Genomic DNA, 17,489 nt, shown 5'->3' with positions numbered 1-17,489 from the left:
TGAGGCGGGTGCTCGTTCCGCCCACAATGGCGAAGGACCCTCGCGCGGTGACCGTACATGCGGCACTACGATGGACCCACCGCGCCAGCAGCTTCAGCGCACCACCCACTTCGCCTACCGATTCAAGCCATCACACGCTCCACTCGGGAAGGCCCGACGTATCCTCATGGGGAAGAAGAGGGAACCAATGTCGTTCATCGGCCGTGATATGGCTGTCGACCTCGGGACCGCCAACACGCTGGTGTACGTCAGGGGCAAGGGCATCGTCCTCAACGAGCCCTCCGTCGTCGCCATCAACACCAACACCGGCGGCATCCTCGCCGTCGGCTCCGAGGCGAAGAAGATGATCGGCCGTACACCGGGCAACATCGTTGCCGTACGGCCCCTGAAGGACGGCGTGATCGCCGACTTCGAGATCACCGAGCGGATGCTCCGCTACTTCATCCTGAAGATCCACAAGCGTCGCTACCTGGCGCGCCCGCGCGTCGTCGTCTGTGTGCCCTCCGGTATCACAGGGGTCGAGCGTCGCGCCGTCATCGAGGCGTCCACGCAGGCCGGCGCCCGCCAGGTGCACATCATCGAAGAGCCCATGGCCGCGGCCATCGGTTCGGGCCTGCCCGTCCACGAGGCCACCGGCAACATGGTCGTGGACATCGGCGGCGGCACCACCGAGGTCGCCGTCATCTCCCTCGGAGGAATCGTCACGGCACAGTCGATCCGCGTCGCGGGCGACGAGCTGGACAACGCGATCATCCAGCACATCAAGAAGGAGTACTCCCTCCTCCTCGGTGAGCGCACCGCCGAACAGATCAAGATCACCATCGGTTCGGCATACGACCTCGACAAGGACGAGCACACCGAGATCCGGGGCCGCGACCTCGTCTCCGGCCTGCCGAAGACCGTCGTCATCTCCGCCGCCGAGGTCCGCAAGGCCATCGAGGAGCCGGTCAACGCGATCGTCGACGCCGTGAAGACGACGCTCGACAAGTGCCCGCCGGAACTCTCCGGCGACGTCATGGACCGGGGCATCGTCCTCACCGGCGGCGGCGCCCTGCTCCGCGGCCTGGACGAGCGGCTGCGCCGGGAGACCGGCATGCCGATCCACATCGCCGAGGACCCGCTGGACTCCGTCGCACTGGGCTCCGGCAAGTGCGTGGAGGAGTTCGAGGCCCTCCAGCAGGTCCTGGACGCCCAGCCGCGCAGATAGCAGAACCGGAAATCCGTCCGGGGCCACCTGCCGGCCCCGGACGCCGACCGGGTCGGGAATCCGCCGTACGGGGTCTGTCGTCCCGTGCGGCGGATCGTTGATATAGACGCATACGAAACTTCTCCGAAAAGGAAGGCACGGCCGCCGCACGTGAGGGACACACGAGAGAGCCGGCTGCTCCTGGTGCTGCTGATCGCCGTAGCGTTCGCGCTGATCACGGTCGACATCCGCGGCGGGGAGGACTCCCCGGTCGACGGTGCCCGCCGGGCCGCCGCCACGGCCCTCGGGCCGGTGGAGAAGGGCGTCGCCACCGCCGTCGACCCGATCGGCAACGCGATCGGCGCCGTACGGAAGTCGGGGGAGACCCACGACCAGGTCAAAGCACTCGAGCGGGACAACCAGGAACTGCGACTGCGGCTCGGCAGCGACGACCGCAATCAGAGCCGGGTGCGCGAGCTCGACGGCATGCTGAAGAAGGCGGGCGCCGGGCAGTACGGGATCAAGGGCGCCGAGGTCATCGCGATAGGAGCGGCCCAGGGTTTCTCCTGGACGGTCACCATCGACGTCGGCAGCAACGACGGCATCCAGCGCGACATGACCGTCCTCAACACCGACGGACTCGTCGGCCGCGTCACCACCGTCGGCCCCGACACGGCGACCGTGCTGCTGGCCAACGACCCCAAGTTCACCGTCGGCACCCGCATGGAGAAGACCAACGAACTGGGTTTCGCGAACGGGCAGGGCGACCGCCCGCTCAGTGTCCAGTTCCTCAACGGCAAGGCCAAGGTCAAGCCCGGCGACCGCCTGGTGACTTTCGGCTCGCGCGCCGCGAAGCCGTTCGTGCCGGGTGTCCCGGTCGGCGAAGTGATCCGGGTGGACCCCTCCGGCGGCGACCTCACCCGTACGGTCTACGTCCGTCCGTACGTCGGCTTCACCAGGCTCGACCTCGTCGGCGTCGTCGTCCAGGCCCCGCGTACCGATCCCCGCGACACCGTCCTGCCCAGCAAGCCGAAGCCGGCCCCGACCGTCACCGTCACGGTCACCCCGTCGCCCCCGGCCGGCGGCGACCCGGACGGAAACGCCGCCAACAACGGAAACGCCGCCAACAACGGAAACGCCGCGAACAACGGAAACGGCGCGAACAACGGAAACGCGGCCAACAACGGAAACGCGGCGAACAACGGCAACGGCAACGGCAACGGCGACGGCAACGCCGCCGGCCAGTAGGAGCTGAACCTGATGCGCATCAACCGGATTCTGCTCTCCGCCGCCCTGGTGGTCGTCGCCCTGGTCATCCAGGTCACCGTCCTCGCCAGACTGCAACTCCCCGGCGCGGTACCTGACCTGACCCTCCTCGTCGTACTGGGCCTGGCCTTCGTGTACGGACACGTCGGGGGCGCCCTGATCGGCTTCGGCGCCGGCCTCCTCGCCGACCTCGCGCCGCCCGCCGACCACGCCGCCGGCCGCTACGCCCTCGTGCTCTGCCTCATCGGCTACCTCGCCGGACTCGCCAAGCCCGAGAACGGACGCCTCCGCTCCGCCACCGCGCCGATGCTCGTCGTGGTCGCCGCCGCGATCGGCTCCACCCTTCTCTACGCGGGCGTCGGCTCCCTCGTCGGCGACACCGCCGCCCGCCACGTGGGCCTCGGCGGACTGCTGTTCACGGCGGCGCTCTACGATCTGCTCCTCGCCCCGTTCGTCGTCCCCGGCATCATGGCGCTCGCCAGGCGCGCCGAGAACGACCCCCTCTCCGAGTCGTCGTCCTCCGGCGCCGACGTCTCCGCCGGCTGGCTCTCCTCCGGCACGGGACTGCGCATCGGCCAGCAGAAGGGCGGCCTGCGACTGCGCGCCGCCCGAAACCGCGCCCAGCGCGCCGGACGCATCAAGGGAGTGAAGCGCCTGTGACGCCGCACCGACCGGGGCCCGCCCCCCGGCCCGCCGGCCCCAACCCCGCAGGGGGCCCGCGGTGACCAACATCCCCGAGACCGGCCGGACCTCCCGCGTCACGATCCGGCTCGTCGTCCTCCAGGTCCTCGTCTTCTCGTTGCTGCTCACCCTGGGCGGGCGCCTGTGGTACCTCCAGATCCGCAACGGCCAGGAGTACACCGACGAGGCGAAGAACAACCACGTCCAGCAGGTCGTGCAGCCCGCCGTTCGCGGCTCCATCCTGGACGCCCGCGGCGTCCCCCTGGCCGACAACGAGACCAAACTCGTCGTCTCCGCGTCCCGCACCGAACTCATGAAGATGAAGGACGACGGCAAGGCGGTTCTCGCCCGGCTCGCCGACGTCCTCGACATGTCGCCCAAGGACGTCGCCGACAAGGTGCGCCTGTGCGACGCGAAGACCCCCCAGCCCTGCTGGAACGGCTCCCCGTACCAGCCGATCCCCGTCACCAGCAAGGCCACCACCCAGCAGGCCCTGCAGATCCGCGAGCGCGCCGAGGACTTCCCCGGCATCACCGCCGAGCCCACCGCGGTGCGCCGCTACGCGGCCCCCGGCAAGGCCAACACCGCCCAGGTCCTCGGCTACCTCTCGCCCGTCACCGACGCCGAGATCGAGAAGGCCAAGGACTCCGACTCCCCGTACCTGCGTTCCGACCAGGTGGGCCGCTCGGGGCTGGAGCGCACGTACGACAAGGACCTGCGCGGCAAGGCCGGCGTCACCCGGTACGAGGTCGACAACCTGGGCCGCGTCATCGGCCTCGCCAAGGCCGACAAGGCCAAGCCCGGCGCGAACGTCGTCACCAGCATCGACGCCCGCGTGCAGGCCGTCGCCGAGTACGAACTGCTCGACGCGATGAAGGAGGCCCGCAAGGCCTTCGACAAGAACACCAACACCAACTACAAGGCCGACGCGGGCGCCGTCGTGGTGATGGAGAACAAGACCGGCCGCGTGGTCGCGATGGCCTCCAACCCCACCTACGACCCCAACGCCTGGGTCGGCGGCATCTCCGGCAAGGACTACGCCGCCCTCACCGGCAAGAACTCCAACTTCCCCCTCCTCAACCGGGCCATCCAGGGCCAGGCCGCCCCCGGCTCGATCTTCAAGGTCATCCCGACGGCCGCCGCCGTCAACGCCGGATACGACTTCAACGCCAGCTACCCCTGCCCCAGTTCGTACTCCATCGGCGGCCAGACCTTCACCAACTACGAATCCAAGGGCCACGGCAACATCAGCCTCGGCGGCGCCCTCGAAGTCTCCTGCGACACGGTCTACTACGCCCTCGCCCACCAGCAGTGGCAGCGCGACGGCGGCACCAAGCCGAAGAAGGACGCCAAGGACTGGTTCTACAAGACCGCCCACCAGTTCGGCCTCGGCAAGGAAACCGGCATCGACCTTCCCAACGAGGTCCCCGGCCGCGTCCCCGACCGGCAGTGGAAGCAGCGCTTCTGGGAGGCCAACAAGGACGCCTGGTGCAAGCAGGGCAAGAAGGACGGCGACTTCGTCCAGAAGATCGCCTTCGAGAACTGCATCGACGGCAACCGGATGCGCGCGGGTGACTCCGTCAACTACTCCATCGGACAGGGCGACACCCTCGTGACGCCCATACAGATGGCGTCGATCTACGCGGCCATCGGCAACGGCGGCACCCTGCACACCCCGTCCGTCGGCAAGGCCGTCATCAGCGCCGACGGCAAACAGGTCCGCGAGATCAAGCCCGAGGTACGCGGGAAGCTGCCCATCACCGCGGCCACGCACAAGCTGATAGACGGTGCTCTCGAAGGAGTCGCCACCCGCGGAACCGCCGCCTGGCGGTTCCAGGGCTGGCCCCAGGACAAGATCCCGATGCACGCCAAGACGGGCACCGCGGAGGTCTACGGCAAGCAGACCACCTCGTGGTTCGCCACGTACACCGAGGACTACTCGATCGTCATGACGATCTCCCAGGGCGGCACCGGCTCCGGCGCGTCCGGGCCCGCCGTGCGAAAGATCTACAACGCCCTGTACGGACTCGACCAGACAGGGAAGTTCGACCCGAAGAAGGCACTTCTGCCCGAGCCGCAGAAGAACCTCCCCACCATCCAGCCGGACGGTTCCATCGAGGCCCCCGAGATCAAGCCGTACGTGCCCGAACCCAAGGAGCAGCCCGCCGAGGCGCTCGCGGGACCCGGTGCGAACGGCACCCAGCGCACCGCGGGCCCCGCAGGCCGGGGCGCCGGCACGGCCGCCCGCGACACCATGCAGGGGAGCGACTGATGGCAGGCACCGCCCACGGATTCTCCGTCCGCCGCTACGCCCCCGAGCGCGGCGCCTTCGCCAAACTCGCCGCCCGCGACTCCCTCGTCCGCAGGCTCGACTGGCCGCTGCTGCTGTCCGCGATCGCCCTGTCGGGCATCGGCTCGCTGCTGGTGTGGTCGGCGACCCGCAACCGCGACACCCTCAACCACGGCGACCCGTACTACTTCTTCTTCCGTCACCTGCTCAACACCGGCATAGGCTTCGCGCTCATGGTCGGCACGATCTGGCTGGGCCACCGCACCCTGCGGGGCGCGGTCCCCGTCCTGTACGGGCTGTCCGTCATCCTGGTCCTGGCCGTGCTCACCCCGCTCGGCGCGACGGTCAACGGCGCGCACGCGTGGATCGTCATCGGCGGCGGCTTCTCCCTCCAGCCGTCCGAATTCACCAAGATCACGATCATCCTCGGCATGGCGATGCTCCTCGCCGCGCGGGTGGACGCGGGCGATCAGCAGCACCCCGACCACCTCACGGTCCTCAAGGCGCTGTGCGTGGCGGTCCCCCCGATCGCGGTCATCATGCTGATGCCCGACCTCGGCTCGGTCATGGTCATCGCCATGATCATCCTGGGAGTGCTGCTGGCGTCCGGAGCCTCCAACCGGTGGATCTTCGGCCTGGTCGGGGCGGGTGTCCTCGGCGCGGTCCTGGTGGCCGTGCTCGGACTGCTCGACGAATACCAGATCAACCGGTTCGCCGCTTTCGCCAACCCCGAACTGGACCCGGCGGGCGTCGGCTACAACACCAACCAGGCGCGCATCGCGATCGGCTCCGGCGGCCTCCTGGGCACCGGACTCTTCAAGGGCTCGCAGACCACCGGCCAGTTCGTCCCCGAGCAGCAGACCGACTTCGTCTTCACGGTGGCCGGGGAGGAACTGGGCTTCCTCGGCGCGGGAGCCATCCTCCTGCTGCTCGGCGTCGTCCTGTGGCGGGCCTGCCGCATCGCCCGCGAGACGACCGAGCTGTACGGCACGATCGTCGCCGCCGGCATCATCGCCTGGTTCGCCTTCCAGTCCTTCGAGAACATCGGCATGACGCTCGGCATCATGCCGGTCGCCGGCCTGCCGCTGCCCTTCGTCTCGTACGGAGGTTCCTCGATGTTCGCCGTGTGGGTGGCGGTCGGCCTGCTCCAGTCGATCCGGCTGCAGCGCCCGATGACCGCGTAACACCGGCTGCCCGCAACCCGTTTGCGGAACCCCTCATGCGTCTAGGTTCACCGCATGGCGGAAACAAAGCGCGAGATCGAGCGGAAGTACGAAGCCACCGACGAGACCCGGCTGCCGGACCTGACGAAGGCGGCCGGCGTCTCGTCGGTCGCCGAGAAGGGCGTCGTCGCACTCGACGCCGTCTACTACGACACGGCCGGGCTGGACCTGGCCGCGCACGCGATCACCCTGCGCCGTCGCACCGGCGGCGACGACGCGGGCTGGCACCTCAAACTCCCCGTCGCCCCGGGCGTACGGGACGAGATCCACGCCCCCCTGGGCACCGCGGCACCCGACGCCGAACCGGCCACCGAACCCGACGCCGAACCGGCCACCGAACCCGACGCTGTCCCGCGTGCCCTCGCCGCCCTGGTGAGGGCACGCACCCTCGGCGCCCCGCTCATGCCCGTCGTACGGCTGCGCTCCTCCCGCTCCGTACGCCACCTCCTCGACGCGGACGGCACGTTGCTGGCCGAGGTCAGCACGGACGCGGTCGACGCACAGCGGATCGGCGGGCCCGGAGCCGCCTGGACCGAGATCGAGGTCGAACTGGCCGACGACGGCGACCCGGCAATCCTGGACGCCGTCGAGAAACGACTCCGCAAAGCGGGCATCCATCCGGCGTCCTCCCCGTCGAAACTGGCCAGGGCACTGCAGGAGACCGGCCCGCCGGTACCGGAACCCCCGCGGACCGAACCCGCCGGGGACAGCGCGGGCGCACACGTCCTCGCGTACCTCCGCACCCAGGTCGAGGCACTGGTCGCCCACGACCCGGCCGTACGCCGCGACCTGCCCGACTCCGTGCACCAGATGAGGGTCGCCACGCGGCGCTTGCGCAGCGCCTTCAAGACGTACTCGAAGGTCCTCGACCGCACGGTGACCGACCCGGTGGGCGACGAACTGAAGTGGCTGGCGGCGGAACTGGGCGTCGACCGCGACCAGGAAGTGCTCGCCGACCGCCTCCGGGCCCGCCTGGACGCCCTGCCGCGCACCCTGCTGCTCGGGCCGGTGCGGGGACGGATGCGGATTTGGTCGGTGACGCGGCGCAGTGGATCGAGGCGCAGGACCCTCGCCGTACTGGACTCCCGCCGCTACCTCGACCTGCTGTCCGCCCTCCAGACCCTCCTCGCGGACCCGCCGCTGCGCAAGGCGGCCGGCAACGGCGCGGCGAGGGTCATGACGCAGGCGCTCGCGAAGGACCACGCAAGGCTCGCCGACCGCGTCGAACACGCCCTGACCCTGGCACCGGGCGAGGAACGCGACATCGCCCTCCACGAGGCCCGTAAGGCGGCGAAACGGCTGCGGTACGCGGCGGAGTCCGCCCGCCCCGTCCTGGGCGGGCCCGCGAACCGGCTGCGCAAACGGGTCAAGGCGGTGCAGACACTGCTCGGGGACCATCAGGACAGCGTGGTCGCCCGCGCCGAACTGCGGAACCTCGCGATCCAGGCACACGGCGCGGGGGAAACGGCCTTCGTGTGGGGCCTGCTGTACGGCCAGGAGGAAGCGGTGGGAGCGGAGAGGGAACGGGAACTGGAGGAGGCCTGGAGGCGCGTACCGGCGATGTGACGCGGGAATGAGGTGACGCCGGAACCATGAGGTCCGGGACCGGGACCGCTCGGCGCACCCGCTGCCCTGGTCCTGGCCTTGTCCTGGCCTGCTCGTGATCCTGGTCCTGGTCCTGGTCCTGGTCCCGGGATGCTGCAGCGGGCCGGGGGAGCGGCTGACGCTTGCGGGGGCCCGGGGCTCCTGCCCGGCGTTCGGGCGTTCGGATGCGCGACGCTCCCGGGCGTCCCGCTCCCGGGCGCCAACCCCTCCGCGTCGGCCCTGCCGACGTCGCCGCGCCCACCCGCCGCGCACGCGGGCGACCCGAGCCGCCCTGCCTCCGCGTCCCGCCCGTGCCCGGGGTGCCCCGCGCCGTCCTGCCCGCGCGTCCCCGAGCCCCGGGACCCCGGCGAGCTCCCCGCGTGAAGCCCTCCCCGAGCCGCGTTACTCTTGAGGGTCCCCCTGCCCGCTCATGAGAGACACCGCGATGCCTGTTGAGTCGGTCTTCCCCCGCCTGGAAGCCCTCCTGCCGCACGTGCAGAAGCCCATCCAGTACGTCGGCGGTGAACTGAACTCCACTGTCAAGCCCTGGGAGAGCGCCGATGTCCGGTGGGCGCTCATGTACCCGGACGCCTACGAGGTAGGACTGCCCAACCAGGGCGTCATGATCCTGTACGAGGTGCTCAACGAGCAGGAAGGCGTCCTCGCCGAGCGCACGTACAGCGTCTGGCCGGACCTCGAAGCGCTCATGCGCGAGCACGACGTGCCGCAGTTCACGGTGGACGCCCACCGTCCGGTGAAGGCCTTCGACGTCTTCGGGCTCTCCTTCTCCACCGAGCTCGGCTACACCAACATGCTGACCGCGCTCGACCTCGCGGGCATCCCGCTGAACGCCGCCGACCGCACCCTGGACGACCCGATCGTCCTCGCGGGCGGCCACGCGGCGTTCAACCCGGAGCCCATCGCCGAGTTCATCGACTGCGCGGTCATCGGCGACGGCGAGCAGGCCGTCCTCGACATGACGGAGATCATCCGTACCTGGAAGGCGGAGGGCCGTCCCGGTGGCCGCGAGGAAGTCCTCTTCCGCCTCGCGAAGACCGGCAATGTGTACGTCCCCGCGTTCTACGACGTCGAATACCTCCCGGACGGCCGCATCGCCCGTGTCGTACCCAACAAGTCGGGTGTGCCGTGGCGGGTGTCCAAGCACACCGTCATGGACCTCGACGAGTGGCCCTACCCCAAGCAGCCGCTCGTCCCCCTCGCCGAGACCGTCCACGAGCGCATGTCGGTGGAGATCTTCCGCGGCTGCACCCGCGGCTGCCGTTTCTGCCAGGCCGGCATGATCACGCGCCCCGTGCGGGAGCGAAGCATCACCGGCATCGGCGAAATGGTCGAGAAGGGTCTGAAGGCGACCGGCTTCGAAGAGGTCGGCCTGCTCTCGCTGTCCTCCGCGGACCACACCGAGATCGCGGAGGTCGCCAAGGGCCTCGCCGACCGGTACGAGGAGGACAAGATCGGCCTGTCCCTCCCCTCGACCCGCGTCGACGCCTTCAACGTGGACCTCGCCAACGAGCTGACCCGAAACGGCCGCCGCTCCGGCCTGACCTTCGCCCCCGAGGGCGGCAGTGAGCGGATGCGCAAGGTCATCAACAAGATGGTCTCGGAGGAGGACCTCATCCGTACCGTCTCCACGGCGTACGGAAACGGCTGGCGCCAGGTAAAGCTGTACTTCATGTGCGGTCTGCCCACCGAGACCGACGAGGACGTCCTGCAGATCGGCGACATGGCGGTCAACGTCATCGCCGAGGGCCGCAAGGTCTCCGGTCAGAACGACATCCGCTGCACCGTTTCCATCGGCGGGTTCGTGCCCAAGCCGCACACGCCCTTCCAGTGGGCACCGCAGCTGAGCGCCGAGGAGACCGACGCCCGCCTCGCGAAGCTCCGCGACAAGATCCGCGGTGACAAGAAGTACGGCCGCTCGATCGGCTTCCGCTACCACGACGGCAAGCCCGGCATCGTCGAGGGCCTGCTCTCCCGCGGCGACCGCCGTATCGGTTCGGTCATCCGCGCCGTCTACGAGGGCGGCGGCCGCTTCGACGGCTGGCGCGAGTACTTCAGCTACGACCGCTGGATGCAGGCCGCGGCGAAGACCCTCCCCGAGTACGGCGTCGACGTCGACTGGTACACCACCCGCGAACGCACCTACGAGGAAGTCCTGCCCTGGGACCACCTCGACTCCGGTCTCGACAAGGACTGGCTCTGGGAGGACTGGCAGGACTCGCTCGACGAGACCGAGGTCGAGGACTGCCGCTGGACCCCGTGCTTCGACTGCGGCGTCTGCCCGCAGATGGACACTTCCATTCAAATCGGTCCCACGGGCAAGAAGCTGCTCCCGCTGTCGGTCGTGAAGTGACCCGCGACTGCGCTGTCCGCCCGCAGTGGGACACGTCCATCCGGTCGTGAAGCAGCAGCGCACGTCACCCACGAAGAGGCCCGGCCGGGCGCGACACTCCCGGCCGGGCCTCTTCGTTGCGTTCGCTGCGCCCCCACGCATCCGAACCGGCCCCCGGCGCGTCCTGGGAAAACGGGGAGGACCGGGATGGATCTTGAGAAGCGTCCGGCGCGGCCGACGGCCGGGGCGTCGCCGGGGGCCCCGTACGCACAGCCCCCGCAGCAGCAACAGCCCTCGCAGCGACCGGAAGGCTGCCTGACGGCTTTTGTGCGCATTCCGGTGCGCGTGGTGGTCCTCGTTCTCGTGCTGCCCGTACGCGTGTGGCGTGGGACCTGCTCCGCACGGGAGGCGCACTGGTCCGCCGCCGGACGAGGAGGGCCGGGCGGTGGCTGTACGACACGCTGTTCGCGCCGCTGGGACACGGCCTGCGGTGGCTGGGCCGAGCGGTGTTCGTCACACCGCGGGCGGCGCTGTACCGGCGGGTGCTGACCCCCTTGGGGCACGGGCTGCTGTTGCTGGGCTCCCTGCTGCGGGCGGGACGCGTCCGGTGCGTCCTGGGGCTGCTGGTCGCGCCCGTGCTCTGGCTGTACGGGGCGCTCCTCACCACGCTCGGGCACGGGCTGCGGTGGCTGGCCCGGCAAGCGGGAGCCGCGCTCCTCGCAGGCGGCCGGGGAGTGTCGGCGGCCGTCGCGTGGTGCCTGCGAACCCTGATGGTGGCGCCCGCCGTCGCCCTGTACCGCCAGGTGCTGACGCCGTTCGGGCGCGGGCTGCGGTGGTGCGCGCACCTCCTCGTGGCGGTTCCCGCGACGTGGCTGTACCGGACCGTCCTGACGCCTCCGCCCGAGCCGTACCCGTGGCGGCAGTCCTCCCCGGCGGCGCAGGAGTACCTGGGCACGGGAACCATCCCAGCCCCCGGCGCGTACTCTGGGTAGTACAACGACTGCCCCCGGCGCAGCACCCGGACCCGAGACCGCCCTGCCCCGCGCAGCGGCCCGGCCGGACGGGAACCGCCGCGCGGGGACACCCACAGGCTTCCGGGCGCACGTAATGACGTGCCGCCCCGCACCGAGGAGAAGAACCACTGGGCAAGCGACAGCCCGAAGGCCCGCCGCCCGCACCGGCGGTGCAGCGCATCCGACTGCGCTACACCAAGCGCGGCCGCCTCCGGTTCACCAGCCACCGCGACTTCCAGCGCGCCTTCGAGCGGGCCCTGCGCCGCGCCGAGGTGCCCATGGCGTACTCGGCGGGCTTCACCCCGCACCCGAAGGTGAGCTACGCCAACGCGGCCCCCACCGGCACCGGCTCCGAGGCCGAGTACCTGGAGATCGCCCTCACCGCGCAACGCGACCCCGCCACCCTGCGCGGGCTGCTGGACGAGTCGATGCCCGCGGGCCTCGACATCATCGACGCGGTCGAGGCGAAGACCTCCGGGCTCGCCGACCGCCTCACCGCCTCCGTCTGGGAGCTGCGCCTGAACGGCGTCACCCACGACGAGGCGGCCAAGGCCGTCGACGCATTCCTCGCCGCGGAAACCGTCGAGGTACAGCGCCGCACGAAGAACGGCATGCGCAGCTTCGACGCCCGGGAGGCCGTCGTCGAGATGGCCGCCGTACCCCTTTCGGAGAGCGTCGCCCGCCCCCAGGGTGAGGCGGGCGATAGGCCCGCGGCGGAGCCCTGTGCGATACTGCGGCTGGTAGTGCGGCACATGACACCCGCCGTACGACCCGACGACGTCCTTTCCGGCCTCCGCGTTGCGGCCGACCTGGCGCCGCCGGTCCCCGCAGCGGTGACCAGGCTGGCGCAGGGGCTTCTCGACGAGGAGTCCGGAACGGTGACCGACCCGCTCGCGCCCGACCGCGAGGCGGTGACGGCAGGCTCTACCACAGCCCCCGCACCCGCCGCCGCGAAGGCGCCGGAAGGTTCCGGTTCCGCGTAAGGACAGTCGTCGTCGCGCAGCCCTGGCACTCGGGAGCCACCTGGGTCGGGCCGCGTACATGACCAGGACTTTCGCCAGGCCGCAGGCCCCGGGGCAGCACTTCCCGGGGATCTGCGGAACCGGCGAGCTAGAGATCAGCTCCCGTGCGGCGCCCGCGCCCCGGACGGTGGCCCCGCGCTTCGCGCGTGGGCCGCGGCCGGACCGGATTCAGGCGCGGCGCCCGGGAGCGCGACGGGAGAACCCCGCATGCTTGAGCCGATCGACCCCGCTGAGGCCGACAACACCTCGCCCAGCGACACACTGCCGCCGCGCCGCAGGCGCCGCGCCGCCTCACGTCCCGCCGGGCCCCCCGGGGCCGCAACGGCGACCCAGCCGGACCAGTCGGATGCCGCAACGACCATGGAGGCCGCGGCTCCGGCCCTGTCGGCCGGAAAGGGTGCCGTGACCGACACCACCGAGAACACCAGCGACAACACGACCCCCGGTGACAGCGCGGCCCCGGCCCGCCCGCGCCGTCGCGCCGTGCGCAAGGCCACCGCTCCGGCGGGCGCGCCCGCACCTGCCGCCGAGGAGAGCACGCCCCCCGCCACGGAGGCCCCGGCCGCCGTTGCGCAGACCCCCGCCGCCGCACCGGCGGCCGAGGACGCACCGGCCCCCCGTACACGCCGCCGCGCCGTACGCAAGGCCACCGCGCCCGCCGACGCGCCCGACACGGCCGCCACCGTGCCGCAGGCCGTACAGGACGGGCAGACGCCCGCCGCGGAGCCCGAGAGCGCCGCACCGGTACGCCGCCGGGCCACCCGGAAGGCGACCGCCCCGGCGGCGACCGCCACCGAACCCGCCGTCGAGCCCGCGGCAGAAGAGGCCCCGGCCGCCGAGCAGACAATGCCCGCCGAGCAGACCCCGCTTGCCGAGGAGGCCCGGGCCCCGCGCACGCGCCGCCGTGCCACCCGCAGGACCACCGCCCCGGCCGCCGAGGCCGCCGCCGAGCCCGCGCCGCAGGCCGAGCCCGTCTCCGTACCGCAGGACACGCACGAAGAGACGGCGGAGGCGAGCGCTCCGGCACCTCGTTCGCGCCGTCGGGCGACCCGGAAGGCGACCGCTCCCGCCGGGTCACCCGTGGCAGCCGCCGAGCCCGTCGAGGAGCCCCCGGCCGCCGCCGTCGCGGAGGCCGCCCCCGCCCCCGTACAGGACACGCGGGACACCCGCGAGGAGGAAGCGGCCGCTCCGGCGCCGCGTGCGCGCCGTCGTGCCGTGCGCAAGGCGTCCGCGCCCGCCGGTTCGCCCGCGCAGGCCGACCAGAAGGCCGACGAGCCCGCCGAGGAGGCCCCCGCCCGGGAGCAGGCCCCGGCCGAGCCCGCCGCCGTACAGGAAGCCGTACAGCACGAAGCGGCGGAGACGACCGCTGAGGAAGAGGCGCCGCGCGGACGGTCGCGCCGTCGGGCGAGCCGCCCGGCCACCAGCCCGAAGTTCACCGCGGAGCCCGCCGTCGAGCCCGTCGCGGCTGCGGAGAAGCCCACGGAGAGCGCTCAGAGGAAGGCCGACGAGCCCGTGCCGCGTTCGCGCCGCCGTGCGCAGCGGCCCGCCGTCGCCGTGTTCCAGGCTCCGGTCTTCTCCGAGCCGATGTTCCAGACGCCCGAGACCGCGGCCATGATCGCCGCCGCCGTTCCCGCCGAGGAGCCGGAGGAGGAAGAGGAGTTCGAGGCCGAGGTCGTCGTCGAGGCGCCCGTGCAGGAGGCGGACGAGCCCGCGCAGTCCGGTGGCCGTCGCCGCCGGCGCCGCCGCGGTGAGGCCGCCGCCGAGCCGCAGCCGCCCCGTACCGAGGTCCACGAGGCGCCGCAGGACGAGTCCGAGGACGAGGACGCGCAGAGCGACGATGCCGAGGGCCACGACGACTCCGAGGACGCCGACGACCGCAGGGCGCGCCGCCGCCGCCGCGGTGGACGACGCCGCCGCCGGGGCGAGGCCCTGGACGCGGAGGAGACCGACGCCCACGGCAGGCACGACCGTCACGAGGACACCGACGGGCAGGCCTCGCAGCAGGACGCCCCGGCCGACGAGGACGACGTCGACGACCACGACGACGAGCACCAGGGCGGCGCCGGTTCGTCCAGCAGCCGCCGTCGCCGCCGCCGTCGCCGCCGCAGCGGTGACTCCGGCCACGACGAGGCCGTGAACGGCGCGGACGACCCCGAGCGCACCGTCGTCAAGGTCCGCGAGCCCCGCAAGAAGGAGGCCGCCGCCGAACGCGAGCCGGGCACCGGCTTCGACGAGGTCCAGTCCATCAAGGGCTCCACCCGCATGGAGGCCAAGAAGCAGCGCCGCCGCGAAGGCCGCGAGCAGGGCCGCCGCCGCGTCCCGATCATCACCGAGGCGGAGTTCCTGGCGCGCCGCGAGGCCGTCGAACGCGTCATGGTCGTCCGCCAGAACGGCGAGCGCACCCAGATCGGCGTCCTCGAGGACGACATCCTCGTCGAGCACTACGTCAACAAGGAGCAGTCGACGTCGTACGTCGGCAACGTCTACCTCGGCAAGGTGCAGAACGTCCTCCCGTCCATGGAGGCCGCCTTCATCGACATCGGCAAGGGCCGCAACGCCGTCCTGTACGCAGGCGAGGTCAACTTCGAGGCGCTCGGCATGGCCCACGGGCCGCGCCGCATCGAAACCGCCCTGAAGTCCGGCCAGTCCGTCCTCGTACAGGTCACCAAGGACCCGATCGGGCACAAGGGCGCACGTCTGACCAGCCAGGTCTCCCTGCCGGGCCGCTACCTCGTGTACGTGCCCGAGGGCTCCATGACCGGCATCAGCCGCAAGCTCCCCGACACCGAGCGGGCCCGGCTGAAGACCATCCTCAAGAAGATCGTCCCCGAGGACGCCGGAGTCATCGTGCGCACCGCCGCCGAGGGCGCCAGCGAGGACGAGCTGCGCCGCGACGTCGAGCGCCTCCAGGCGCAGTGGGAGGACATCCAGCGCAAGGCGAAGAGCAACGGCGCGTCCAACGCGCCGACCCTGCTCTACGGCGAGCCCGACATGACCGTCCGCGTGGTCCGCGACATCTTCAACGAGGACTTCTCCAAGGTCATCGTCAGCGGTGACGAGGCCTGGCAGACGATCCACGGGTACGTCGCCCACGTCGCACCGGACCTCACCGACCGGCTGTCGCGCTGGACGTCGGAGGTCGACGTCTTCGCGACGTACCGGATCGACGAGCAGCTGATGAAGGCACTGGACCGCAAGGTCTACCTGCCGTCCGGCGGCTCCCTGGTCATCGACAAGACCGAGGCGATGATCGTCGTCGACGTCAACACCGGGAAGTTCACCGGCCAGGGCGGCAACCTCGAAGAGACCGTCACCAGGAACAACCTGGAGGCGGCCGAGGAGATCGTGCGCCAGCTGCGGCTGCGCGACCTGGGCGGCATCGTCGTCATCGACTTCATCGACATGGTCCTGGAGTCGAACAGGGACCTGGTGCTGCGGCGTCTGCTGGAGTGCCTGGGCCGGGACCGCACCAAGCACCAGGTGGCCGAGGTCACCTCGCTGGGCCTGGTGCAGATGACCCGCAAGCGCGTCGGACAGGGCCTCCTGGAATCCTTCTCCGAGACCTGCGTCCACTGCAACGGGCGCGGCGTCATCGTGCACATGGAGCAGCCGACCGCCGTGGGCGGCGGCGGTGGCTCCAAGCGTGCGAAGAAGCGCGGCAAGGGCGCCAACGGCGGCACGGACCACGAGCACGGTCACGACCAGCACGAGACGCACGAGACGCACGAGCACGGCCAGGACCCCACCCACGGTCACGAGGACGCGCCCGAGCCCCTGGAGGTGGAGACCGAGGCGGAACTCGCCGCCGAGGTCGCCGCGCCGATCGCGCTGCCGTCGCCGGACTTCGTACCGGACGAGGACCTGTACAGCAGTGCCGCGGAGGCAGAGGCGGCCGCCACCCGCGGCCGTGGCCGCCGTCGGGCGTCGCGCAAGGCGTCGTCCCCGGCGGGTGCGCCGCGCGGCAGGACGTCGCCGGCGGACTACATCGAGCACGCGTCGCCGCTCAGGGGCAAGGGCGCCGCGGTGGCCGCCCCGGAGACGGAGCGGGCCACCGAGCCGGTCGCCGAAACGGTGCCCGAGCCGGTCGTCGAGGCCGAGCCGGTGACCGCAGCCGTCGAGGCGCCGGCCGAGGCCGCCGTCGAGGCTCCCGCGGAGGCGGAGGCCGCTGCGGCTCCCCGTGGCCGCCGCCGGGCGACCCGCAAGGCGTCCGCCCCGGCGGGCTCGCCCAAGGGCGCGCAGACGCCCGCCGCGGACGCCGAGGAGGCGCACGCGGCCCCGGCTGCCGAAGCCGTCGCCGAGCCGCAGCCCGCTGCCCAGGCTCCGGCCGAGGAGGCTGCAGCGGCACCCGCCGCCGACGCCGCGCCGCCGCGGGCCCGTCGCCGGGCCACCCGCAAGGCCACCGCCCCCGCGGGTTCGCCCGCAGGGTCGGCCGAGGCCGCCGTGCTCGTGGTGGAGACCACCCCGTCGGCGACCGTGCAGCAGGCCGAAGAGCCGGTGGCCGACAGCGCCGAGTCCCATGCGGCGCAGGCACCCGAGGGCGATGACGCTCCCGCACCGGCCAAGAAGACGGCACGCAAGACCGCCGCCAAGAAGGCCACCACCGCCAAGAAGGCCGCACCGGCCAAGAAGACGGCGGCGAAGAAGACCACCGCGAAGAAGGCCGCCACCAAGACGGCGGCCACGAAGACGGCGGCCAAGAAGACTGCGAAGAAGACGGCCGCGGCGGACCAGCAGACGCTGCCGTCCGTGTCCGCCCCCGCGCAGGACTGACGCGCTGCGGGCAGTACCGGTGACACCGGCACTGCCCGCACCGCGCGCACCATCGGACATACCCGCAGTACCCGGCGGAACCGGCCCCGGCCGGGCCCGGGGTG

10 protein-coding genes are annotated in these 17,489 nt (G+C 71.7%); all 10 read left to right on the top strand.

Translation table 11 applies throughout. The features are described from left to right. The first annotated feature begins 187 nt into the window (after positions 1-187). The 10 genes from HNQ79_RS02890 (at position 188) to HNQ79_RS02845 (ending at position 17,385) form a co-directional block, all read left to right on the top strand. Complete coding sequence (locus tag HNQ79_RS02890; RefSeq protein ID WP_185026424.1) at positions 188-1,207, top strand: rod shape-determining protein; 1,020 nt, start codon at positions 188-190, stop codon at positions 1,205-1,207. A gap of 150 nt (positions 1,208-1,357) precedes the next feature. Continuing rightward, on the top strand, positions 1,358-2,434 hold the full coding sequence (gene mreC / locus HNQ79_RS02885) for a rod shape-determining protein MreC (protein WP_185026422.1): 1,077 nt from the start codon (positions 1,358-1,360) through the stop codon (positions 2,432-2,434). Between the two features lie 12 nt (positions 2,435-2,446). Further along, a complete protein-coding gene (mreD, locus tag HNQ79_RS02880) occupies positions 2,447-3,112 on the top strand; it encodes a rod shape-determining protein MreD (protein ID WP_185026420.1) in 666 nt (221 codons plus the stop codon). Positions 3,113-3,173: 61 nt separating this feature from the next. Beyond that, positions 3,174-5,405, top strand: a complete 2,232-nt coding sequence (gene mrdA / locus HNQ79_RS02875) for a penicillin-binding protein 2 (RefSeq protein WP_185026418.1) — start codon at positions 3,174-3,176, stop codon at positions 5,403-5,405. Continuing rightward, positions 5,405-6,607 (top strand): rod shape-determining protein RodA, encoded by a 1,203-nt coding sequence (gene rodA, locus HNQ79_RS02870; RefSeq protein ID WP_185026416.1) that lies wholly within the window; start codon positions 5,405-5,407, stop codon positions 6,605-6,607. Before mrdA ends, rodA begins: the two co-directional genes overlap by 1 nt. Before the next feature lie 54 nt (positions 6,608-6,661). Continuing rightward, positions 6,662-8,212 (top strand): CYTH and CHAD domain-containing protein, encoded by a 1,551-nt coding sequence (locus HNQ79_RS02865; RefSeq protein WP_185026414.1) that lies wholly within the window; start codon positions 6,662-6,664, stop codon positions 8,210-8,212. A gap of 463 nt (positions 8,213-8,675) precedes the next feature. Beyond that, complete coding sequence (locus HNQ79_RS02860; RefSeq protein WP_185026412.1) at positions 8,676-10,601, top strand: TIGR03960 family B12-binding radical SAM protein; 1,926 nt, start codon at positions 8,676-8,678, stop codon at positions 10,599-10,601. 359 nt (positions 10,602-10,960) lie between these two features. Then, positions 10,961-11,572, top strand: coding sequence for a hypothetical protein (locus HNQ79_RS02855; protein ID WP_185026410.1), 612 nt, complete (start codon positions 10,961-10,963; stop codon positions 11,570-11,572). A 191-nt stretch (positions 11,573-11,763) separates the two neighbouring features. Continuing rightward, positions 11,764-12,576 carry a TIGR03936 family radical SAM-associated protein gene (locus tag HNQ79_RS02850; protein ID WP_185026408.1) on the top strand — a complete coding sequence of 271 codons (813 nt, stop codon included), beginning with the start codon at positions 11,764-11,766 and terminating at the stop codon, positions 12,574-12,576. A 246-nt stretch (positions 12,577-12,822) separates the two neighbouring features. Next, entirely contained in the window at positions 12,823-17,385 is a 4,563-nt protein-coding gene (locus tag HNQ79_RS02845; RefSeq protein ID WP_185026406.1) for an Rne/Rng family ribonuclease, read from the top strand. Positions 17,386-17,489 lie beyond the last annotated feature (104 nt).

This window comes from Streptomyces candidus (genome assembly GCF_014207445.1).
GTDB lineage: Bacteria > Actinomycetota > Actinomycetes > Streptomycetales > Streptomycetaceae > Streptomyces > Streptomyces candidus.
Note: the sequence above shows the minus strand (reverse complement) of the source record. Positions and strands in the feature narration are given on the sequence as shown.

Excerpts from the sequence above, each read along its gene's own strand:
- rodA (WP_185026416.1), top strand. The coding sequence starts at position 5,405 with ATGGCAGGCACCGCCCACGGATTCTCCGTCCGCCGCTACGCCCCCGAG.
- HNQ79_RS02890 (WP_185026424.1), top strand. The coding sequence starts at position 188 with ATGTCGTTCATCGGCCGTGATATGGCTGTCGACCTCGGGACCGCCAAC.
- HNQ79_RS02845 (WP_185026406.1), top strand. The coding sequence starts at position 12,823 with ATGCTTGAGCCGATCGACCCCGCTGAGGCCGACAACACCTCGCCCAGC.
- HNQ79_RS02865 (WP_185026414.1), top strand. The coding sequence starts at position 6,662 with ATGGCGGAAACAAAGCGCGAGATCGAGCGGAAGTACGAAGCCACCGAC.
- HNQ79_RS02860 (WP_185026412.1), top strand. The coding sequence starts at position 8,676 with ATGCCTGTTGAGTCGGTCTTCCCCCGCCTGGAAGCCCTCCTGCCGCAC.
- mreD (WP_185026420.1), top strand. The coding sequence starts at position 2,447 with ATGCGCATCAACCGGATTCTGCTCTCCGCCGCCCTGGTGGTCGTCGCC.